The organism is Nitrogeniibacter mangrovi (assembly GCF_010983895.1).
GTDB classification, from domain to species: domain Bacteria; phylum Pseudomonadota; class Gammaproteobacteria; order Burkholderiales; family Rhodocyclaceae; genus Nitrogeniibacter; species Nitrogeniibacter mangrovi.
Map to the genome: position 1 here is coordinate 3,046,737 of NZ_CP048836.1, position 20,641 is coordinate 3,067,377.

The window sequence follows — 20,641 nt, forward strand, 5'->3', positions numbered from 1 at the left end:
CCCCCGCACACGATGACCTCGGCTCGCCTCACCACGCCACCCGCTCGATACTGCCCAGCGACCGCCCCAGGAAGCGCTCGCCGATGGTCTGGAAGCGCAGCGGGATGTCGGTCACGTGATAGCGCGCCTGCGCCAGGTGTTCTCCGGTGTTGGCCAGATCGAGCCGGGCCAGGGTCTGCGCCGCCTGCTCGGCGACGGTGGTGGCCGAGTCGACCAGGTGCACGCCGGGCCCGGCCACGTCCATGAGCAGGGGTTTGAGCAGCGGGTAGTGGGTGCAGCCGAGCACCAGGCTGTCCACCTGCTCGGCAAGCACCGGCTTGAGGTACTCCTGCGCGGTCATGCGCGTGACCGGATGATCGAGCCAACCCTCCTCCACCAGCGGCACGAACAGCGGGCAGGCCTGCGAATAGACCCGCACGCCGGCGTCGAGGGCATGCATGCGACGGGCGTAGGCGTTGGAGTTGATGGTGGTGGGGGTGCCGATGACGCCGATGGCCCCGGTCGCGGAGCGCGCCACCGCCGCGCGGGCACCGGCCTCGATCACGTCCAGCACCGGCATCTCGCCGGCCTTGCCACGCACCACGTCGCCGGCCACGGCGGCCATGGTGTTGCAGGCGACGATGAGCATCTTGACGCCGCGCTGGAGCAGGAAGTCGGTGATCTGGCCGGTGAAGTGCTCGATGGTGGCGACCGACTTGATGCCATAGGGCACGCGGGCAGTGTCGCCGAAATACACCAGATTCTCGAGCGGCAGGCGCTCCATGAGCGCGCGCATGACCGTCAGCCCGCCGACGCCGGAGTCGAATACGCCGATGGGCAGGGAACGGTCAGGAGACATGGGCGGCTCGTTACGGGTTGAGGCGAAGGCCGCCATTTTACGGCTTTCGCGCCGCTTGTTGCGCAAGCGCCCAGCCCACGTGTTCTCGCACCAGCGGGTCCGAGTCGTCGCGGCGCGCTTCCAGGGCGGCGACGACGTCCGCGCTCCAGGGGGCATTGCCCAACCCCACCGCAAGATTGCGCAACCAGCGCGCATGGCCGATCCGGTAGATGGGGCTGCCGGCCATGTGCTCGGCGAACTCGGCCTCGGTCCACGCGAACAGCTCGACGAGGGTGGCCGCGTCCAGGCCGTGACGCGGCTCGAAGTCGCCGGTCTGGGTCGGCTGCGCGAAACGGTTCCACGGACACACCAGCTGGCAGTCGTCGCAGCCATAGACCCGGTTGCCGATGAGCGGGCGCAGTGCCTCCGGAATGGCGCCGTGCAATTCGATGGTGAGATAGGAGATGCAGCGGCGCGCATCCACCCGGTAGGGTGCGACGATGGCCCGCGTGGGGCAGACGTCGATGCAGGCGCTGCATTGACCGCAGTGGTCGCTCACCGGCGCGGTCACGGGCAGTGCCAGATCGGTGAAGATCTCACCGAGAAAGAAATACGAGCCGGCTTCGCGGCTGAGCAGCAGCGTATGCTTGCCGCGCCAGCCCAGGCCCGATTCGGTGGCCAGCGCCACCTCCGCCACGGGCGCCGAATCGGTGAACACGCGCCACTGATGCGGCACCTCGACGGCAATGCGTTCGGCCAGTTTCTTGAGGCGATTACGCAGCACCTTGTGATAATCGCGCCCCAGGGCGTAGCGGGACACGTACGCCCGCGTGCCGTCGGCCAGCGCGCCGTCCGCCTCGGCCGCCTGCCCGGGCCAGTAGTCGAGCCGGGCGGTGATGACCCGCCGGGTGCCCGGCAGCAACTCGGCCGGCCGGCATCGGCGCAGGCCGTGTTTGGCCATATAATCCATCTCGCCGTGAAAGCCGGCCTCCAGCCAGGCCTGCAGGCCCGCCTCGGCCGCCGGCAGATCCACACCGGATATGCCGATGGCGCCGAACCCCAGCTCGCGGGCCCAGGCCCGGATGTTGTCCACGAGCGCGGCGCCCGATGCGGCGCCGCCCTGCCCAGGCGAGAGTGCTTGATGATCGAATTGACCCATGGCCCCGATGATAGCGACGCGGCCCTCCATGCGCACCTGAAGGACGAAGCCGACACCCTGGCCATGGGCGCGAAACTGGCGCCGGCACTGGCCTCCGGCCTCGTCATCTACCTCGAAGGGGATCTGGGCGCAGGCAAAACCACCCTGGTGCGGGGGCTGCTGCGGGCGCTTGGTCATGCCGGCAGCGTAAAAAGTCCCACGTACACCTTGATTGAACCTTACGTGGTTTCTAGATTAAACTTATATCACTTTGATTTTTATCGGTTCACTTCCGCAGAAGAATATCTGGACGCCGGACTGGACGAATACTTCGCCAACCACGGCGTCTGCCTGGTGGAATGGCCCGACAAAGCTGCACCCTATGTGGCACCGCCGGATGTCGTGATCAGACTGACGGTGACAGGCGACGGGCGGGACATCGCGATCCGCCCCGAAACGGAGCTGGGACGACAATGCACAGAACAACTGGCGGCGCCTCCTCCTCCCCGCTGAACGCGGGCGAACCCACTCGCCGGCACTTCCTGAAAGCCGCCGGCGCCACCTTCGCCATGCTGGTCAGCCCGCTGGGCCAGGCCGCAGGCACCACGCTGGTGGCGGTACGCGTGTGGCCGGCCGAGGACTACACCCGCATCACCCTCGAGTCGAAGGCCGAGATCGGCTTCAAGTACTTCACCCTGGACGGCCCCGACCGGTTGGTGGTGGATATCGAAGGCATCGAGTTCGACAGCGTCATCAAGCATCTGCCCGACCGCATCACCGCCGAGGATCCGTTTATCAAGCTGGTGCGCGCCGGGCGCAACCGCCCGGGGGTGGTCCGGGTCGTGGTCGAGCTCAAGCAACCGGTCAAACCGCAGATCTTCACCCTGCAGCCGGTGGGCGCCTATGGCCACCGGTTGGTGGTCGACCTCTATCCCACGGTGGAGGCGGACCCGCTGCTGGCGCTGATCGAGAAGGACAACCCCACCGACGCTGCCCGCGGCGCCAACGGACAGGGCGACGTGGCGCAGGCGAGCGATCGCAGCACGGTGACCCGCCACAGCCGCAACCCGGCGGCGGAGCGCGACAAGATGGACCGTCTGGTCACCGTGGCCATCGACCCCGGTCATGGCGGCGAGGACCCGGGCGCGGTCGGCCGTCGCGGCAGCTACGAAAAGCACGTGACCCTGATGATCGCGCGCCGGCTCAAGAAGAAAATCGATGCCCAGCCGGGCATGCGCGCGGTGCTCACCCGCGACGGCGACTACTTCGTGCCCTTGTACAAACGCGTCACCAAGGCGCGCGCGCTGCGCGCGGATCTGTTCGTCTCCATCCACGCCGACGCCTTCGTGCGCCCCGATGCCCGGGGCAGCTCGGTGTTCGTGCTCTCGCAGCGCGGCGCCTCGAGCGCGGCGGCCCGCTGGCTGGCCAAGCGCGAGAACGATGCCGACCTGATCGGCGGCGTGAACATCGGCGGGCAGGACGGCCACCTGGCTCGCACCCTGCTCGACCTGTCCCAGACCGCCACCCTCAACGACAGCATGAAGGTGGGCAAGGCGGTGCTCGAGCGCCTGGGCGACATCAACACGCTGCACAAGGCGCATGTGGAGCATGCCGGCTTTGCGGTGCTCAAGGCGCCGGACATCCCCTCCATCCTCGTGGAGACGGCCTTCATCAGCAACCCCGAGGAAGAGCGCCGCCTCAACAACCGCAAGTACCAGGACAAGATGGCCGAGGCCATCATGGAAGGGCTCAAGAGCTACTTCGACGACAACCCGCCGCTGTCACGGGTGCGGGTCGCCAGCCTGGACTGAGGGCCGCACGGCGGCATGATGACGGGCGCGGCTCCGGTCGCGCCCGTGGCCGTTTACCCGCGTGGATTGGCGCGCAGGCAGTGCACGCTGAACAGCCGATCGGTGTCGCACCACACCCGCTCGGGCGCAAACCCGGACAGCGCCGCCAGCGAGGCGAACTCCTCCACGCTGTACTTGTAGGAGCATTCGGTGTGGATACCCTCGCCGGTCGCGAAGGCGAAGGATTCGCCGTCGAGTGCGATGGTGGTGGGTCGGGCGGCGCGCAGATGCATCTCGATGCGCCCGCGCGCGGCGTTGTAGAAGGCGTCGTGCTCGAAGTCGTCGATCGCGATGCCGGCCCCCAGCTCCCGCTGCATGCGCACCAGCAGATTGCGGTTGAAGGCCGCGGTCACCCCTTCCGGATCGTTGTAGGCGGCGTTGAGGCGCGCCTCGTCCTTCTTGAGGTCCACACCGACCAGCAGGCGCCCACCCGGGCCCACCAGGTGCGCGATCCAGTCGAGCAGTTCCATCACCTGCCCGGGTTCGAAGTTGCCGATGCTCGAGCCCGGGTAGAAGGCGACCCGGTGCCGCCCCGGCGCCGTCGCGGGTAGTTCGAACTGGCGCGTGTAGTCCACGCAGGTGGCGCGCACCTGGATGGCCGGATAGTCCCGCGCGATACCACGCGCGGCCGCACGCAGGTGGGTGCCCGAAATGTCCAGCGGCAGGTATTCGGCCGGCGCGAGGGCGTCGAGCACGGTGCGGATCTTCACGTCGCTGCCGCTGCCCAGTTCGATGAGCGCCGAGCCGCGGCCGAGCAGATCGCCCATCTCGCGGCCATGGGCCTTGAGCAGGCCGATCTCGGTGCGCGTCGGGTAGTAGGCCGCCAGTTGCGTGATGCGATCGAACAGGCGCGAGCCCTCGGCGTCGTAGAAGAACTTGGGTGCGATCCGGCGCGGCGAAGCGCGCAGGCCGGCGAGCACCTCGCGGCGGAAGTCCGCCACCGCCGGCTTGAGATCGTGGAACTCGAAATTGGTCACTTGCGTCTGCGTCATGGCCCCTGCGTCTATAGATCCCGCGCGAGACGGAAGCCCTGGAACTGCCAGCGCTCCTGGGGATAGAAGAAGTTACGGTAACTGGCACGGATGTGGTCGGCGGGCGTGGCACACGAGCCGCCGCGCAACACCATCTGCCCGGACATGAACTTGCCGTTGTATTCGCCCAGCGCGCCTTCGGCCTGACGGTAGCCCGGGTAGGCCAGGTAGGCCGAGCCGGTATGCTCCCACACGTCGCCGAACAGTTGCAGCGGCCCCTCGCCGGCCATGGCCTGCGGATGCAGCAACCCGGTTTCGACGAAGTTGCCATCGACCGCCACCCCGGCCGCCACCTGCTCCCACTCGGCCTCGGTCGGCAGGCGTGCGTCGGCCCAGGTCGCGTAGGCGTCGGCCTCGAAATGGCTCACGTGGCTCACCGGCGCGTCCGCATCCAGCGGACGCAGGCCCCCGAGCGTGAATTCCAGCCACTGGCCGTCGTGACGCTCCCAGTAGCGCGGATGGGCCCAGCGCTCGCGGTTGACCGTGCTCCAGCCGTCCGACAGCCACAGGGCCGGATTGCGATAACCGCCGTCCTCGATGAAGGCGAGGTATTCGCCGTTGGTCACCGGCCGCGTGGCGAGCGCAAACGGGGTGAGAAAGACCCGGTGCCGGGGCAGTTCGTTGTCGTAGGCAAAGCCGTCGCCGCCCTGCCCGATGTGCACCAGCCCGCCCTCACGTTCGATCCAGCCGAGCGCAGCGGCACTGCGCCGGGCGGGCTCGGGCAGATCGGTCCGGTAGGCGGGGCGCAGCGGATTGACGCTGAAATGCTGCTTGAGGTCGGTGAGCAGCAACTCCTGGTGCTGTTGCTCGTGGTTGAGGCCGATACCGAGCCGCTGGGCCACGGTGGGCCAGACGTCGGGTGCGGCGCCGTCGATCAGTTCGAGCATCGCCGCGTCCACATGGGCCCGGTAGCGATACACCTCCTCGACCGACGGCCGCGACAGGAAGCCACGCTGCGGCCGCGGATGGTAACGCCCCACCTGGTCGTAGTAGGAGTTGAACAGGACACGGAACTGGGGATGAAACTCCCGGTAACCGGGCAGGAAGGGCTCGAGCAGGAAGGTTTCGAAAAACCAGCTCACATGGGCCAGGTGCCACTTGGGCGGACTGGCGAAATCGGCCGTCTGCAGCCCGTAGTCCTCGACGAGCAGGGGCGCGCACAGCGCTTCACTGGCCGCGCGCACGCGCCGGAAATACGTCGCCCAGTCGTGGGCGGATCGGGTCGCGCCCGCCGGGTCGGCGCGCAGGACATCGTTCATGCGGTGTTCCTCGCGTGGGGCCTTGAAATGCGGCGATCAGTCCATAGCAGACCAAATGCACACGCCATGGTCAACCGAAGGTGCCTACGGACGGACACGACCGGCCGCCGCTACGGCATTGCACCATGCGCCGAAAATTGTGCGGTTGCGGCTATAATTGCGGTTTTTTTCAGGCGCTTATGCTGGTTTCACGCGGCGACGCGGAACGCGCCCCCACCCCCTGCGTGCTGACCATCGGCAATTTCGATGGCATTCATCTGGGACACCAGGCGCTACTCCGTCTCTTGACGACACAGGCTCAGGCTCTGGGGCTGCCCGCGGTCGTGCTCACCTTCGAGCCGCATCCGCGCGAATACTTCGCCCCGAAGCAGGCCCCCGCCCGCCTCGCCTCGCTGCGCGACAAGCTGCTGCTGCTCGCCGCCGCGGGAGTGGACGCCACCCGCATCATCCGCTTCAACCAGCGCTTCGCCTCGCTCTCGGCGGAGGATTTCATCGAACGCGTCCTGGTGAACAACCTGCGGGTGCGCCACCTGATCATCGGGGACGATTTCCGCTTCGGTGCGGGGCGCAAGGGCGACTTCGCCATGCTGCAGGCCGCCGGCGAGCGCTTCGGCTTCGTGGTCGAGGCGATGACCACCCATGCCCACGACGGCGAACGGGTCTCGAGTTCTGCCGTGCGCGACGCCCTCGCCAAGGGCGAACTGGATCGCGCCGCGCACCTGCTGGGCCGCCCCTACAGCATGGCGGGGCTGGTCATGCACGGCGACAAGATCGGCCGCACGCTGGGCTTTCCCACCGTCAACATCCAGCTCAAGGGGCGCCGCCCGCCGCTGTCGGGCATCTTCAACGTGCAGGTCGAGGGCCTGCGCGACGACCCCGTGCCCGGGGTGGCCAGCGTGGGCGTGCGCCCGACCATCAACGACGCCGGCCGCCCGAGCCTGGAAGTGCATCTTCTCGACTGGAACGAGGACTGCTACGGTGCCCACCTGCGCGTGCACTTCCTGCACAAGCAGCGTGACGAGGAAAAATACACGTCGCTCGAGGCGCTGACCGCCCAGATCGCCCGCGACGTCGATAACGCCCGTGCCTGGTTTGCCGACCGGGCCGGACAACCCACTCCAACCCAAGACGACCATGGCTGACTACCGCGATACGCTCAATCTCACCGACACCCCCTTCCCCATGCGCGGGAACCTGCCCAAGCGCGAGCCGGGCTGGGTGGCGCAATGGCAGCAGCGCAAGCTCTACCAGAAGATTCGCAAGGCCTCGGCCGGCCGTCCCAAGTTCGTGCTCCATGACGGCCCCCCGTACGCCAACGGCGCACTGCACCTGGGCCATGCGCTGAACAAGATCCTCAAGGACATCATCGTCCGCTCCAAGACCCTGGCCGGCTTCGACGCCCCCTACGTGCCGGGCTGGGACTGCCACGGCCTGCCCATCGAGCACAAGATCGAGGTCACCCACGGCAAGAATCTGCCGCACGACAAGGTGCGCGAGCTGTGCCGCGCCTACGCCGCCGAGCAGGTCGAACTGCAGAAGACCGACTTCATCCGCCTGGGCGTGCTCGGCGACTGGGACAACCCCTACCTCACCATGAACTTCGCCAACGAGGCGAACGAGATCCGCGCCCTGGCGAAGATGGTCGAGGCCGGCTACGTGTTCAAGGGCCTCAAGCCGGTCAACTGGTGTTTCGACTGCGGCTCGGCCCTGGCCGAGGCCGAGGTGGAGTACGCCGACAAGCTCTCGCCGCAGATCGACGTGGCCTTCCCCGCGCTCGAGACCGACAAGCTGGCCGCGGCGTTCGGGCTGGCGAACCTGCCCAAACCCACCTTCGCGGTGATCTGGACCACCACGCCGTGGACGATTCCGGTCAACCAGGCGCTCAACATGCACCCGGAGTACGAGTACGCACTGGTGGATGTGGGCGAGCGCTGCCTGGTGCTGGCCAGCGAGCTGGTCGACGCCTGTCTCCAACGCTACGGGCTCGAAGGCGCGGTCGTCGCCACCGCCCGGGGCGAGGCCTTCGAGCGCATCGAGTTCCGCCATCCGTTCTACGAGCGCGTCTCGCCGGTGTATCTGGCCGACTACGTGGGGCTGGACGCCGGCACCGGCATCGTGCACTCGTCGCCCGCCCACGGCGTGGACGACTTCAACGCCTGGAAGGCCTACGGCCGCAGCAACGACGAGATTCTCACGCCGGTCATGGGCAACGGCCACTATGTGGACGACCTGCCCTTCTTCGGCGGCCAGCTGATCTGGAAGGCCAATCCGGCCATCGTCGCCAAGATCGAGGACGTCGGCAGCCTGCTCGCCCACGAGAAGATCACCCACAGCTACATGCACTGCTGGCGCCACAAGACGCCGGTGATCTATCGCGCCACCGCGCAGTGGTTCGTGGGCATGGACACCCGGGTGAGCGACGGCTCCTCCCTGCGCGAGCGCGCGCTCAAGGGCGTGGAGGACACCCGCTTCTACCCGTCCTGGGGCCAGGCGCGCCTGCACGCCATGATCGCCAACCGCCCCGACTGGTGCATCTCGCGCCAGCGCAACTGGGGGGTGCCGATCCCGTTCTTCCTGCACAAGGCCACCGGCGAGCTGCACCCGCGCACGGTCGAGCTCATGGAGCAGGTGGCCCAGCGCGTCGAGACGGCGGGCATCGAAGCCTGGTTCAAGCTCGACGCCGCCGAACTGCTCGGCGCCGAGGCCGACCAGTACGACAAGATCAGCGACACCCTGGACGTGTGGTTCGACTCGGGCACGACGCACTGGCACGTGCTGCGCGGCTCGCACCCGGACGGCCACGCCGAAGGCCCGCGCGCCGATCTCTATCTGGAAGGCTCCGACCAGCACCGCGGCTGGTTCCACTCCTCCCTGCTCACCGGCTGCGCCATCGACGGCCATGCGCCCTACAAGGCCCTGCTCACCCACGGCTTCACCGTGGACGAGAAGGGGCGCAAGATGAGCAAGTCGCTCGGCAACACCATCGTGCCGCAGGAGGTATCGGAAAAGCTCGGCGCCGAAATCCTGCGCCTGTGGGTGGCCTCCACCGACTATTCCGGCGAGCTGTCCATCTCCAAGCAGATCCTCGACCGGGTGGTCGAGACCTACCGGCGCATCCGCAACACCCTGCGCTTTCTGCTCGCCAACACCGCCGACTTCGACATCGCCAAGGACGGCCTGCCGGTGGACCAGTGGCTGGACATCGATCGCTATGCCCTCGCCTTCACCCGGCAGATGGCCGAGCAGGCCCAGGCCGACTACGGCCGCTTCGAGTTCCACCGGGTGGTGCAGGCGCTGCAGATCTTCTGCTCCGAGGAGCTGGGCGCCTTCTACCTGGACATCCTCAAGGACCGCCTGTACACCACCCAGCCGGATTCGACCGCCCGGCGCGCCGCCCAGAGCGCCCTCTGGCACATCACCCAGAGCCTGCTCAAGCTGATGGCGCCGATCCTCTCCTTCACCGCCGAGGAAGCCTGGGCGGTGCTCAACGGCGAGGACGACTCCATCATGCTGCACACCTGGCACACACTGCCGGCGCAGGCCGACGAAGAGGCGCTGATCGCCCGCTGGAGCACCATTCGCGAAGCCCGTGCCGAGGTGCAGAAGGTGCTGGAGACTCTGCGCACCGAAGGCGCCATCGGTTCCGGTCTGCAGGCCGAGGTGGTGGTCAAGGCAGCGCCGGCCTGGCATGCGGCGCTGTCCTCACTCGACGATGATCTGCGCTTCGTGCTGCAGACCTCGGCAGCCACGCTCGAGGCAGTGACGGATGACGCCGCGCAGGCGGTCGAGGCCACGGCCTCGACCCAGGCCAAATGTGAGCGCTGCTGGCACTACCGCGCCGATGTGGGCAGCATTGCCAGCCACCCGGGCCTGTGCGCCCGTTGCCATGGCAATCTCGAAGGCGCCGGCGAGGTGCGCACGCATGCGTGAAGGGCGCCCACGCTCGCTCACCCCGGAGACGGGCCGGCGGAGCCTCGAACAACACGCGGAGCCTGAACACGGATGAAGCCCCGCTTCGCCCTGTGGGTCACCTTCGCCGTCGTCGTCGTCATCCTCGATCAGCTCACCAAGCAGCTGATGCTCAACTGGCTGCACGAGGGCGACGCGGTGCCGATGACGGATTTCTTCAGCCTCGTGCTGCTGTACAACCGCGGCGCGGCCTTCAGCTTCCTGGCCGAGCACTCCGGCTGGCAGCGCTGGTTTTTCGTCGGGCTGGCGGGTGTCATCTGCCTGTGGCTGTTGCGCCTGACCTGGCGGCACCAGCGCGAGCGCCTGCAGCCGTTCGCCTTCGCGCTGATCATCGGCGGCGCCATCGGCAACGTGGTCGATCGCCTGTGGCACGGCGCCGTAGTCGATTTTCTGTATTTTCACGCGGGCCGCTATGGCTGGCCCGCCTTCAATCTGGCCGATTCGGCCATCTTTCTGGGGGTGTGCCTGATGCTGTGGGCCCAACTGCGCGACGCGCGCCGCCAATCCGCGCAGGAGAACCACTCGTGACCAAGATCGTCGAACCGAACAGCCTCGTGACCCTGAACTATCGCATCACGGCGGAAAGCGGCCAGCCCCTGATCAGCACCTTCGAAGGCCAGCCGGCGACGCTGCAGCTGGGCGCCGACGAGATGCTGCCGGTGCTGGAACAGTGTTTCGTGGGGCTCGAGGAAGGCAGCAACCACCAGTTCAAGCTGACGCCGGAGCAAGCCTTCGGCCCGCATCGCGAGGATCTGATCGAGGTCGTGGCCCGCCGGCACATGCCCAACGAGGACATCGAGCCGATGAGTGTCATGGAATTCACCGCCCCCGACGGCTCGCGCTATTCGGGGCTGGTGCGCGAAATCGACGCCGAGAAGGCGGTGATCGACTTCAACCACCCGCTGGCCGGCAAGACCATTCACCTGGAAGTCGAGATCATCGGCATCCTCTGAGAGCGGAACACATCATGAGCGACACCGCCGACAAGGAAATCCTGCTCGCCAACCCGCGCGGCTTCTGTGCCGGCGTGGAGCGGGCCATCGACATCGTCGAACAGGCCCTGGTGAGGTTCGGCGCGCCCATCTACGTGCGCCACGAGGTTGTCCACAACAAGTTCGTGGTGGACAACCTGCGCGCCAAGGGCGCCATCTTCGTCGAGGAACTGGACGAAGTCCCCGACCACCAGACCGTGATCTTCAGCGCCCACGGCGTGCCCCAGTCGGTGCGTACCGAGGCCGAGGCCCGCGGCCTGCAGGTGTTCGATGCCACCTGCCCGCTGGTGACCAAGGTGCATCTGGAAGTGGCCCGCATGCGCAAGCAGGGGCGCCAGATCGTGATGATCGGCCACAAGGGCCATCCGGAGGTCGAAGGCACCATGGGCCAGGTCGACGACGGCATCCACCTGGTCGAGTCGGTCGAGGATGTCGAGCGCCTGCGGGTGGCCGATCCGGACAAGCTCGCCTACGTCACCCAGACGACGCTGTCCATGGACGATGCGTCGGCCATCGTGGAGGCACTGCGCCGGCGCTTTCCGGCCATCGAAGGCCCCAAGAAGGACGACATCTGCTACGCCACGCAGAACCGCCAGGACGCGGTCAAGTTCATGGCGCCACAAGTCGATCTGGTCCTCGTCGTCGGCTCCGTAAACAGCTCGAACTCCAACCGCCTGCGCGAGGTGGCCACCTTGCGCGGCGTCGAGGCCTATCTGGTCGACAACGCCGCAGCCATCGACCCGGCCTGGATCGAGGGGCGCTCGCGCATCGGCGTCACCGCCGGCGCCTCGGCCCCGGAGGTGCTGGTCAGCGAGGTCATCGAACGCATCCGCGCGCTTGGCGCTCGCACCGTGCGCACCCTGGAAGGCGCAGAGGAAAACGTCTACTTCCCCCTGCCCAAGAGCCTGCAGGCGGATTCCTGACCCCGACGGGAGTGCACGTAGGAACGGGGCCCTCGCGGCCCCGTTTTCATGCTTGCGCCAGACCGCTCACCCGCCCAGATGGGGCGCGACGATGCGGCGGTAGAACTCGTGGAAATGCTGCATGCCATCCTCGTAGGGGGACTGGTACGGCCCCACCTCGTTGCGCCCCTGTTTCATCAGGGCCAGACGGCCGCGGTCCATGCGCTCGGCGATCTCGTCGTCCTCGATGGCGGTTTCCATGTAGGCCGACTGCTCGGCCTCGACGAAGTCGCGCTCGAACTCGATGATCTCTTCCGGATAGTAGAACTCGACCACATTGGTGGTCTTGTTCACGTCGGTGGGAATCAGGGTGCTGACCACCAGCACATGCGGATACCACTCCACCATGATGTTCGGATAGTAGAGCAGCCAGATCGCCCCGTGCGGCGGCAACTGCCCCTGGTAGTATTCCGTGACCGCCTTGTGCCAGCGCTCGTAGGTCGGGGTCCCCGGCCTTTTCAGGGAGGTGACACCGACGCGTTGCACCGAGTACCACGCGTCGAACTGCCAGGTGAGCTGATCGCAGTCCACGAAGTTGCCCAGCCCCGGATGGAACGGCACCACGTGGTAGTCTTCAAGATAGACCTCGACGAAGGTTTTCCAGTTGTAGTTGCACTCGTGGATCTCGACGTGATCGAGCTTGTAACCGGAGAAGTCGAGGTCCGGGGCCACCTTCATGCCCGCGAGGTCGTCACTGACCCGGCGCGGCCCCCGAAACAGGAGGCCATTCCAGCTCTCGAGCGGGCGGCGCTCGAGATTGAGGCAGGGATTGTCGGGAAAATGCGGCGCCCCCAGCAAGGTGCCCCGGTTGTCGTAGGTCCAGCGGTGCAGCGGACAGACGATGTGTTCGGTATTGCCCTTGCCTTCGAGCATCACCGCCTGACGATGGCGACAGACGTTGGACATCTCGAAATGGCCGTCGGCTGCGTGCACCAGCAGCCTGCTGTGGTCCAGCCACTCGAGGGATCGGTAGTCGTTGACGTTCGGCACCATCAGTTCATGCCCGACATAGCCGGGACCGGCATCGAAGATGAGACGCTGCTCCAGTTCAAACAGTTTCTCGTCGAAGTACCAGGAGACAGGAAATTGCGTCGCCGCCTGTGCCAGTTGAGCTTCAGATGCGATATCGGACATCGCGAACCCTCCGATGCAATGCAAAAGGTCCATAAAAACAAAGGGTAATCTTAAATTATAGCCAAAACGCCGTTTGACCGCACCCCATGCGATCAGGTATTTTCCCGCCTTTGAAGGATGCGTAAGCCCCATGGCCAAATCGGCGAAAACACCCAGGAATTTCGAGGCCGCCATCGCCCAGCTCGAAGAAATCGTCGCGGCGATGGAGTCTCGCGAACTCCCCCTTGAAGAGGCGCTCGACCACTACCAGAACGGCATTGGCCTGCTACGCTACTGTCAGGATACGCTCTCCCGTGCCGAGACGCGCATCGAGGCCCTGGAAGCGGACACCGACGAGGGCGACGCCGAATCATGACCGACGCACGTTTTGCCGACTGGATGCGCGATGTGCAACAGCGCACGGAAGTCGCCTTGGGACGCACCCTGCCCCCAAACAATGTGGTCCCCGACCGGCTCCATGAAGCGATGCGCTACGCCTGCCTCGAAGGCGGGAAACGCATCCGCCCGTTACTCGCCCACGCGGCGGGCGCCGTCACCGGCGCGCCCCCGGAAGTGCTCGACAAGGTGGCCTGTGCGGTCGAACTGATTCATGCCTACTCGCTGGTCCATGACGACATGCCGTGCATGGACGACGACACCCTGCGCCGCGGCAAACCGACGGTCCACGTGGAATACGATGAGGCCACCGCGCTGCTGGTCGGTGACGCCCTCCAGTCGCTGGCGTTCCAGCAGCTTGCCGAGCCCGGCCTGATCCCGGATGCCGGCCGCCACATCGAGATGGTGCATCATCTGGCGATCGCGGCCGGTTCGCGCGGCATGGCCGGCGGCCAGGCCATCGACCTGCAGTCGGTCGGCCAGATGCTCACGCGCGAGGCGCTCGAAGTCATGCATGTCCACAAGACCGGGGCCCTGATCCGCGCCGCCGTGTGCCTCGGGGCGCAGGCGGGCGGACATTGCCACGGCGATGTGCTCCGGTCCCTGGACCATTTTTCGCGACGCGTGGGACTGCTGTTCCAGGTCGTCGACGACATTCTCGACACCGAGTCCGACACCGCCACGCTGGGCAAGACCGCCGGCAAAGATGCGGAAAACGACAAACCCACCTACGTGACGATTCTCGGCCTGGACGAAGCGCGCCGCCTGAGCCTCGAGCTGGAGGCAGAGGCGCTTGAGCTGCTGTCGTCGCTCGACGGCCGGGCCGACCGGATGCGCGAGCTGACCCGGTACATCGTTCACCGCCGCTTCTGATGCCCCCCATGAACGCACCCAGTTCCACGACCTACCCCCTGCTCTCGGCCATCGACACGCCGGCCGACCTGCGCGCGCTCGACCGCAAGGCGCTGCCCGCACTGGCGGACGAACTGCGTCAGTTCCTGCTCGAATCCGTCTCGCGCACCGGCGGACATCTGTCGTCCAACCTCGGCACGGTCGAGCTCACCATCGCGCTGCACTACGTGTTCAACACCCCGGACGATCGCATCGTGTGGGATGTGGGGCACCAGACCTACGGCCACAAGATTCTCACCGGCCGTCGCGAGCAGATGGCCGGCCTACGCCAGTACGGTGGCATCTCCGGCTTTCCGAGACGCTGCGAGAGTGAATACGACACCTTCGGCACCGCCCACTCGTCCACCTCGATCTCGGCGGCGCTGGGCATGGCCGTCGCGGCGCGCAATCGCGGTGAAGACCGCCGCGCCATCGCGGTGATCGGCGATGGCGCCATGTCGGCGGGTATGGCCTTCGAGGCACTGAACAACGCCGGAGACACCAACGACATCAATCTGCTGGTGGTGCTCAACGACAACGAGATGTCCATCTCGCCCCCCGTCGGAGCCCTCACCAAGATCCTGGCCCGGCTGATGCCCACCTACAACGCCGCCCGCAGCGCCGGCAAGATGGTGCTCGGCGTCGCCCCGCCGATGCTCGACTTCGCGCGTCGCGTCGAAGAGCACGTCAAGGGGCTGGTGACGCCCGGCACCCTGTTCGAGGAATTCGGTTTCAACTACGTGGGCCCCATCGACGGTCACGACTTGAACGCCCTCCTGCCCATGCTGCAGGAACTGCGGCATCAGAAAGGCCCCCAGTTCCTGCACGTGATCACCCGCAAGGGGCAGGGCTACAAACTCGCCGAGGCCGACCCGATCCTGTACCACGGCGTATCGACCTTCGATCACACGAAAGGCATCAAGAGCAGCGCCAAAGCGGCCGGGAAACTCACGTACACCAAGGTTTTCGGCGATTGGCTGTGCGACATTGCCGCCCAGGATGAGCGCGTCGTCGGGATCACCCCGGCCATGCGCGAAGGGTCGGGCCTGGTCCGCTTCGCCGAAACCTATCCCGATCGCTACTTCGACGTCGGCATTGCAGAACAGCACGCCGTGACCTTTGCCGCCGGCCTTGCCGCCGAAGGCTTCAAACCGATCGTGGCGATCTACTCGACTTTCCTGCAACGGGCGTACGATCAACTCATCCATGACGTCGCGCTGCAGAATCTGCCGGTGGTGTTCGCGATCGACCGTGCCGGCCTGGTCGGCGCGGATGGCGCCACCCACCACGGCGCCTTCGATTTGTCCTACATGACGTGCATTCCCAACATGCTCATCATGGCGCCCGCCGACGAGAACGAATGCCGCCAGATGCTCTACACCGCATACCGCCACGACGGCCCGTCCGCGGTCCGCTATCCGCGTGGCGGCGGCATGGGCATCGAACCGGCGGCCGACATGGCTGAACTGCCCATCGGCAAGGCAGAACTGCGGCGCGAGGGCCGGGATATCGCCCTGCTGGCGTTTGGCTCGATGCTCCCCGCCGCGCTGGAAGCCGGCGAGCAACTCGACGCCACGGTCATCAACATGCGCTTCGTCAAACCACTGGACAAAGCCCTTATCCAAACGCTGGCAAAAACACACTCGCTGCTCGTCACGATTGAGGAAAACGCCATCATCGGAGGCATCGGCAGCGAAGTCGCGCGCATCGCGGCAGACGCCGATGCGAACACGAAGACCCAACGTCTGGGACTACCCGATCACTTCATCGATCACGGCGATCACAAACGACTTCTCGCGGATATCGGGCTGGACGGCATCGGCATCGTCCAACAGGTCAAGCGCTTCCAGGACGGCGCCCAAATAATTGAGTAATTTTGTCGGGAATGATAGCCTTCAATACATTGAAGGCATTGACCCCGAGTGCAGATGAACACACCCACGGACACCATTCCGGACATCCAGAGCAGCGTCGACAATCGAAAGATCGCCATCGACAAGGTCGGCATCAAGGCGATTCGCCATCCGGTCCGCGTCAAAGAACGCGCCGGCGGTGTGCAGCACACGATTGCACTCTTCAACATGTATGTCGGGCTCCCACATGACTTCAAGGGCACGCACATGTCGCGCTTCGTCGACATCCTTAATGCCGGCGAACGGGAGATTTCGGTCGAATCCTTCGAACCGATGCTGCGGGACATGGTAACGAAGCTCGAGGCGGAGACCGGTCATCTCGAGATGACCTTCCCGTACTTCATGAACAAGGCCGCGCCGGTCTCAGGCGTCGAGAGCCTGATGGACTACGACGTCACTTTCATTGGCGAAATCCGTCCCCAAGGCGCTTACGAATTCCGCATGAAGGTCGTCGTTCCGGTCACCAGCCTATGCCCCTGCTCGAAACAGATTTCGGCCTATGGTGCTCACAACCAGCGATCTCATGTAACCGTCACGACCACCCTGAACGACCACGTGTGGATCGAGGAGATCATCGCTCTGGTGGAATCGCAGGCATCGTGTGAACTCTATGGCTTGCTCAAACGCCCGGACGAAAAATATGTCACCGAGCGCGCCTATGACAATCCCAAGTTCGTCGAAGACATGGTTCGCGATGTCGCCGATGCACTCAACAAGGAACCCAGGATCAGTGCGTATGTCGTGGAGTCGGAAAACTTCGAATCGATTCATAACCACTCCGCGTACGCGTTGATTGAACACGCCAAACCACTGTAGCGCCGCTCGTTTCAGCGCGATTCACACAAACGTGCTTTGTCTCATGAGCCCGGCTTTTGCCGGGCTTTTTGTTGTTGTGCTGGCGTGTTTTGTCGAGTTTGCGGCGGCGGAGCCAGTCGGCCAGGGCTTTCTGATCGGTTTCGATCTGGCTGGGGCGTTTTCGATTGGAGTGTTTTGCGGGGTGTTGATTTGTTGTTTTTCCGCGCAATAAAAAACCCCGCGTCATCGTGTTGATGAGGCGGGGTTTTTGTTTGTTAGTCTGACGATGACCTACTTTCACACCCGTATGGGCACTATCATCGGCGCGGTTCCGTTTCACGGTCCTGTTCGGGATGGGAAGGGGTGGTTCCGGAACGCTATTGTCGTCAGACTTTGACTTTTGCTCTGACAGTATTTGACTGTCGGAGCGCAACTGGAAGAAATCGGATGTGAATCACGTGTGTGATTGCATTGAGGCGTAATTATTAGTTCTCAAGGTTATAGGATCAAGCCTCACGGGCAATTAGTATCGGTTAGCTTAACGCATTACTGCGCTTCCACACCCGACCTATCAACGTCCTGGTCTTGGACGACCCTTGAGCGTGATCGAGTCACGAGGGAAGTCTCATCTTGAGGCGAGTTTCCCGCTTAGATGCTTTCAGCGGTTATCTCTTCCGCACTTAGCTACCCGGCGATGCCACTGGCGTGACAACCGGTACACCAGAGGTGCGTCCACTCCGGTCCTCTCGTACTAGGAGCAGGCCCTCTCAAACTTCCAGCGCCCACGGCAGATAGGGACCAAACTGTCTCACGACGTTTTAAACCCAGCTCACGTACCACTTTAAATGGCGAACAGCCATACCCTTGGGACCGGCTACAGCCCCAGGATGTGATGAGCCGACATCGAGGTGCCAAACTCCGCCGTCGATGTGAACTCTTGGGCGGAATCAGCCTGTTATCCCCAGAGTACCTTTTATCCGTTGAGCGATGGCCCTTCCATACAGAACCACCGGATCACTATGACCTGCTTTCGCACCTGCTCGACTTGTGGGTCTCGCAGTCAAGCCTCCTTTTGCCATTGCACTATCAGTACGATGTCCGACCGTACCTAGGAGACCTTCGTACTCCTCCGTTACCCTTTAGGAGGAGACCGCCCCAGTCAAACTGCCCACCATGCACGGTCCCCGATCCGGATTCACGGACCAAGGTTAGAACCTCAACGACACCAGGGTGGTATTTCAAGGTTGGCTCCACGGAAACTGGCGTTCCCGCTTCAAAGCCTCCCACCTATCCTACACAAGTGACGTCAAAGTCCAATGCAAAGCTGCAGTAAAGGTTCATGGGGTCTTTCCGTCTAGCCGCGGGGAGATTGCATCTTCACAACCATTTCAACTTCGCTGAGTCTCAGGAGGAGACAGTGTGGCCATCGTTACGCCATTCGTGCAGGTCGGAACTTACCCGACAAGGAATTTCGCTACCTTAGGACCGTTATAGTTACGGCCGCCGTTTACCGGGGCTTCGATCAAGAGCTTGCACCCCATCACTTAACCTTCCGGCACCGGGCAGGCGTCACACCCTATACGTCCACTTTCGTGTTTGCAGAGTGCTGTGTTTTTAATAAACAGTCGCAGCCACCGATTCTCTGCGGCCCCCTTCTGCTCCACCCGCAGGGGTTTCACATACAAGGGGCACACCTTCTCCCGAAGTTACGGTGTCAATTTGCCGAGTTCCTTCTCCTGAGTTCTCTCAAGCGCCTTGGTATTTTCAACCTACCCACCTGTGTCGGTTTGCGGTACGGTCGATTTTAGACTGAAGCTTAGAGGCTTTTCCTGGAAGCATGGTATCGACCACTTCGGATTCAATGAATCCTCGTTATCACGTCTCATCTAAGCCCGGCGGATTTGCCTACCAGGCACGACTACACGCTTGAACCGGGACATCCAACACCCGGCTGGCCTAACCTTCTCCGTCCCCCCATCGCATCTAAAATCGGTACAGGAATATTGACCTGTTTCCCATCGACTACGCATTTCTGCCTCGCCTTAGGGGCCGACTCACCCTGCGCCGATGAACGTTGCGCAGGAAACCTTGGGTTTTCGGCGAGGGTGCTTTTCACACCCTTTATCGCTACTCATGTCAGCATTCGCACTTCTGATACCTCCAGCATCCCTTACGAGACACCTTCGCAGGCTTACAGAACGCTCCCCTACCATGCGTGCAAGCACGCATCCGCAGCTTCGGTTATCAGTTTGAGCCCCGTTACATCTTCCGCGCAGGACGACTCGACTAGTGAGCTATTACGCTTTCTTTAAAGGGTGGCTGCTTCTAAGCCAACCTCCTAGCTGTCTGTGCCTTCCCACCTCGTTTACCACTTAACTGATCATTTGGGACCTTAGCTGGCGGTCTGGGTTGTTTCCCTCTTGACAACGGACGTTAGCACCCGCTGTCTGTCTGCCGTGTATCACTTTCCGGTATTCGGAGTTTGCTATCGCGGGGTAAATCGCAGTGACCCCCCCAACGATGACAGTGCTCTACCCCCGGAAGTGTCCGCACGACGCACTACCTAAATAGTTTTCGGGGAGAACCAGCTATTTCCAGATTTGTTTGGCCTTTCACCCCTATCCACAGCTCATCCCCTAATTTTTCAACATTAGTGGGTTCGGACCTCCAGTGCGTGTTACCGCACCTTCATCCTGGCCATGGATAGATCATCTGGTTTCGGGTCTACATCCAGCTACTCATTCGCCCTTATCAGACTCGCTTTCGCTACGCCTCCCCTATTCGGTTAAGCTTGCAACTGAACGTAAGTCGCTGACCCATTATACAAAAGGTACGCAGTCACCCCACGAAGGGGCTCCCACTGTTTGTATGCATGCGGTTTCAGGATCTATTTCACTCCCCTCCCGGGGTTCTTTTCGCCTTTCCCTCACGGTACTGGTTCACTATCGGTCGATCACGAGTATTTAGCCTTGGAGGATGGTCCCCCCATATTCAGACAGGATTACACGTGTCCCGCCCTACTTGTCGTACGCTCAGACCCGCCAGCGACCCTTCGCATACAGGGCTATCACCTTCTATGGCCGGGCTTTCCATCCCGTTTTGCTGAGTTACTGGTTTAGTCGTACAGGCTGTTCCCGGTTCGCTCGCCGCTACTTCGGGAATCTCGGTTGATTTCTTTTCCTACGGCTACTTAGATGTTTCAGTTCGCCGCGTTCGCTTCCACGTACCTATGTATTCAGTACGGGATGACCCAAAAGGGCCGGGTTTCCCCATTCGGACATCTGCGGATCAAAGCTCTATTGCCAGCTCCCCGCAGCTTTTCGCAGGCTTACACGTCCTTCATCGCCTGTGATCGCCAAGGCATCCACCACATGCACTTAGTCGCTTGATCCTATAACCTTGAGCTCTGACCTTCCGGCCAAAGACTTCGGTTACAAGAAGAACTTTTAAGCGCCTCGGTTGTGCTTCCCGCCTGCCGCTGGTTCGCAAACAGACAGGAAACGATGCAATCACAC

The 20,641-nt window shown here is 63.8% G+C and carries 17 protein-coding genes and 2 rRNA genes; 12 read left to right on the forward strand and 7 right to left on the reverse strand.

Annotated elements, in window-relative coordinates; all coding sequences use genetic code 11:
• Window positions 1-28: 28 nt before the first annotated feature.
• Window positions 29-838, reverse strand: a complete 810-nt coding sequence (gene murI / locus G3580_RS14170) for a glutamate racemase (RefSeq protein WP_173766549.1) — start codon at window positions 836-838, stop codon at window positions 29-31.
• A 37-nt stretch (window positions 839-875) separates the two neighbouring features.
• Window positions 876-1,976: a tRNA epoxyqueuosine(34) reductase QueG gene (queG, locus tag G3580_RS14175; RefSeq protein ID WP_228720676.1), complete on the reverse strand. Its 1,101-nt coding sequence runs from the start codon at window positions 1,974-1,976 to the stop codon at window positions 876-878.
• Here queG and tsaE point away from each other — a divergent pair.
• Window positions 1,959-2,468, forward strand: a complete 510-nt coding sequence (gene tsaE / locus G3580_RS14180) for a tRNA (adenosine(37)-N6)-threonylcarbamoyltransferase complex ATPase subunit type 1 TsaE (protein WP_228720677.1) — start codon at window positions 1,959-1,961, stop codon at window positions 2,466-2,468. The two genes, queG and tsaE, sit on opposite strands and share 18 nt — an antisense overlap.
• A complete protein-coding gene (locus G3580_RS14185) occupies window positions 2,429-3,766 on the forward strand; it encodes an N-acetylmuramoyl-L-alanine amidase (RefSeq protein ID WP_173766553.1) in 1,338 nt (445 codons plus the stop codon). The genes tsaE and G3580_RS14185 overlap by 40 nt, the downstream gene beginning before the upstream one ends.
• A gap of 53 nt (window positions 3,767-3,819) precedes the next feature.
• Here the strand turns inward: G3580_RS14185 and egtD are convergent, their stop codons facing one another.
• Both egtD and egtB read right to left on the reverse strand, forming a co-directional pair.
• On the reverse strand, window positions 3,820-4,797 hold the full coding sequence (gene egtD / locus G3580_RS14190) for an L-histidine N(alpha)-methyltransferase (protein ID WP_173766555.1): 978 nt from the start codon (window positions 4,795-4,797) through the stop codon (window positions 3,820-3,822).
• An 11-nt stretch (window positions 4,798-4,808) separates the two neighbouring features.
• Window positions 4,809-6,095 carry an ergothioneine biosynthesis protein EgtB gene (gene egtB, locus G3580_RS14195; RefSeq protein ID WP_173766557.1) on the reverse strand — a complete coding sequence of 429 codons (1,287 nt, stop codon included), beginning with the start codon at window positions 6,093-6,095 and terminating at the stop codon, window positions 4,809-4,811.
• Between the two features lie 179 nt (window positions 6,096-6,274).
• Between egtB and G3580_RS14200 the strand changes: the two genes are divergently transcribed.
• From G3580_RS14200 to ispH, 5 genes are all read left to right on the forward strand, one after another.
• Entirely contained in the window at window positions 6,275-7,237 is a 963-nt protein-coding gene (locus G3580_RS14200) for a bifunctional riboflavin kinase/FAD synthetase (RefSeq protein WP_173766559.1), read from the forward strand.
• Complete coding sequence (gene ileS / locus G3580_RS14205) at window positions 7,230-10,025, forward strand: isoleucine--tRNA ligase (protein ID WP_173766561.1); 2,796 nt, start codon at window positions 7,230-7,232, stop codon at window positions 10,023-10,025. Before G3580_RS14200 ends, ileS begins: the two co-directional genes overlap by 8 nt.
• Before the next feature lie 72 nt (window positions 10,026-10,097).
• Window positions 10,098-10,592 carry a signal peptidase II gene (gene lspA / locus G3580_RS14210; RefSeq protein ID WP_173766563.1) on the forward strand — a complete coding sequence of 165 codons (495 nt, stop codon included), beginning with the start codon at window positions 10,098-10,100 and terminating at the stop codon, window positions 10,590-10,592.
• The gene (locus G3580_RS14215; RefSeq protein WP_173766565.1) at window positions 10,589-11,017 is read left to right on the forward strand and encodes an FKBP-type peptidyl-prolyl cis-trans isomerase; all 429 of its coding nucleotides are present in this window, start codon (window positions 10,589-10,591) and stop codon (window positions 11,015-11,017) included. The genes lspA and G3580_RS14215 overlap by 4 nt, the downstream gene beginning before the upstream one ends.
• 14 nt (window positions 11,018-11,031) lie before the next feature.
• A complete protein-coding gene (gene ispH, locus G3580_RS14220; RefSeq protein WP_173766567.1) occupies window positions 11,032-11,979 on the forward strand; it encodes a 4-hydroxy-3-methylbut-2-enyl diphosphate reductase in 948 nt (315 codons plus the stop codon).
• A 66-nt stretch (window positions 11,980-12,045) separates the two neighbouring features.
• On the opposite strand, the gene G3580_RS14225 is transcribed toward ispH, so the two are convergent.
• Window positions 12,046-13,152, reverse strand: coding sequence for an aromatic ring-hydroxylating oxygenase subunit alpha (locus G3580_RS14225; RefSeq protein WP_173766569.1), 1,107 nt, complete (start codon window positions 13,150-13,152; stop codon window positions 12,046-12,048).
• A gap of 130 nt (window positions 13,153-13,282) precedes the next feature.
• Here G3580_RS14225 and xseB point away from each other — a divergent pair, with 130 nt between their 5' ends.
• From xseB to G3580_RS14250, 5 genes are read left to right on the forward strand one after another with little or no spacing between them, the layout of a single operon-like run.
• Window positions 13,283-13,507: an exodeoxyribonuclease VII small subunit gene (gene xseB, locus G3580_RS14230; protein ID WP_173766571.1), complete on the forward strand. Its 225-nt coding sequence runs from the start codon at window positions 13,283-13,285 to the stop codon at window positions 13,505-13,507.
• A complete protein-coding gene (locus tag G3580_RS14235; RefSeq protein WP_173766572.1) occupies window positions 13,504-14,400 on the forward strand; it encodes a polyprenyl synthetase family protein in 897 nt (298 codons plus the stop codon). Before xseB ends, G3580_RS14235 begins: the two co-directional genes overlap by 4 nt.
• An 8-nt stretch (window positions 14,401-14,408) precedes the next feature.
• Window positions 14,409-16,292, forward strand: a complete 1,884-nt coding sequence (dxs, locus tag G3580_RS14240) for a 1-deoxy-D-xylulose-5-phosphate synthase (RefSeq protein ID WP_173766574.1) — start codon at window positions 14,409-14,411, stop codon at window positions 16,290-16,292.
• A 54-nt stretch (window positions 16,293-16,346) separates the two neighbouring features.
• A complete protein-coding gene (gene folE2 / locus G3580_RS14245; protein ID WP_173766577.1) occupies window positions 16,347-17,147 on the forward strand; it encodes a GTP cyclohydrolase FolE2 in 801 nt (266 codons plus the stop codon).
• A gap of 43 nt (window positions 17,148-17,190) precedes the next feature.
• Entirely contained in the window at window positions 17,191-17,358 is a 168-nt protein-coding gene (locus G3580_RS14250; protein WP_173766579.1) for a hypothetical protein, read from the forward strand.
• Window positions 17,359-17,404: 46 nt separating this feature from the next.
• Here G3580_RS14250 and rrf read toward each other — a convergent pair.
• Window positions 17,405-17,517, reverse strand: a 5S ribosomal RNA gene (gene rrf, locus G3580_RS14255).
• 111 nt (window positions 17,518-17,628) lie between these two features.
• A 23S ribosomal RNA gene (locus tag G3580_RS14260) occupies window positions 17,629-20,517 on the reverse strand.
• Between the last annotated feature and the right edge of the window lie 124 nt (window positions 20,518-20,641).

Coding starts and splice junctions, on each gene's coding strand:
- murI (WP_173766549.1), bottom strand. CDS start 838: ATGTCTCCTGACCGTTCCCTGCCCATCGGCGTATTCGACTCCGGCGTC.
- tsaE (WP_228720677.1), top strand. CDS start 1,959: ATGATCGAATTGACCCATGGCCCCGATGATAGCGACGCGGCCCTCCAT.
- queG (WP_228720676.1), bottom strand. CDS start 1,976: ATGGGTCAATTCGATCATCAAGCACTCTCGCCTGGGCAGGGCGGCGCC.
- G3580_RS14185 (WP_173766553.1), top strand. CDS start 2,429: ATGCACAGAACAACTGGCGGCGCCTCCTCCTCCCCGCTGAACGCGGGC.
- egtD (WP_173766555.1), bottom strand. CDS start 4,797: ATGACGCAGACGCAAGTGACCAATTTCGAGTTCCACGATCTCAAGCCG.
- egtB (WP_173766557.1), bottom strand. CDS start 6,095: ATGAACGATGTCCTGCGCGCCGACCCGGCGGGCGCGACCCGATCCGCC.
- G3580_RS14200 (WP_173766559.1), top strand. CDS start 6,275: ATGCTGGTTTCACGCGGCGACGCGGAACGCGCCCCCACCCCCTGCGTG.
- ileS (WP_173766561.1), top strand. CDS start 7,230: ATGGCTGACTACCGCGATACGCTCAATCTCACCGACACCCCCTTCCCC.
- lspA (WP_173766563.1), top strand. CDS start 10,098: ATGAAGCCCCGCTTCGCCCTGTGGGTCACCTTCGCCGTCGTCGTCGTC.
- ispH (WP_173766567.1), top strand. CDS start 11,032: ATGAGCGACACCGCCGACAAGGAAATCCTGCTCGCCAACCCGCGCGGC.
- G3580_RS14225 (WP_173766569.1), bottom strand. CDS start 13,152: ATGTCCGATATCGCATCTGAAGCTCAACTGGCACAGGCGGCGACGCAA.
- xseB (WP_173766571.1), top strand. CDS start 13,283: ATGGCCAAATCGGCGAAAACACCCAGGAATTTCGAGGCCGCCATCGCC.
- G3580_RS14235 (WP_173766572.1), top strand. CDS start 13,504: ATGACCGACGCACGTTTTGCCGACTGGATGCGCGATGTGCAACAGCGC.
- dxs (WP_173766574.1), top strand. CDS start 14,409: ATGAACGCACCCAGTTCCACGACCTACCCCCTGCTCTCGGCCATCGAC.
- folE2 (WP_173766577.1), top strand. CDS start 16,347: ATGAACACACCCACGGACACCATTCCGGACATCCAGAGCAGCGTCGAC.
- G3580_RS14250 (WP_173766579.1), top strand. CDS start 17,191: ATGAGCCCGGCTTTTGCCGGGCTTTTTGTTGTTGTGCTGGCGTGTTTT.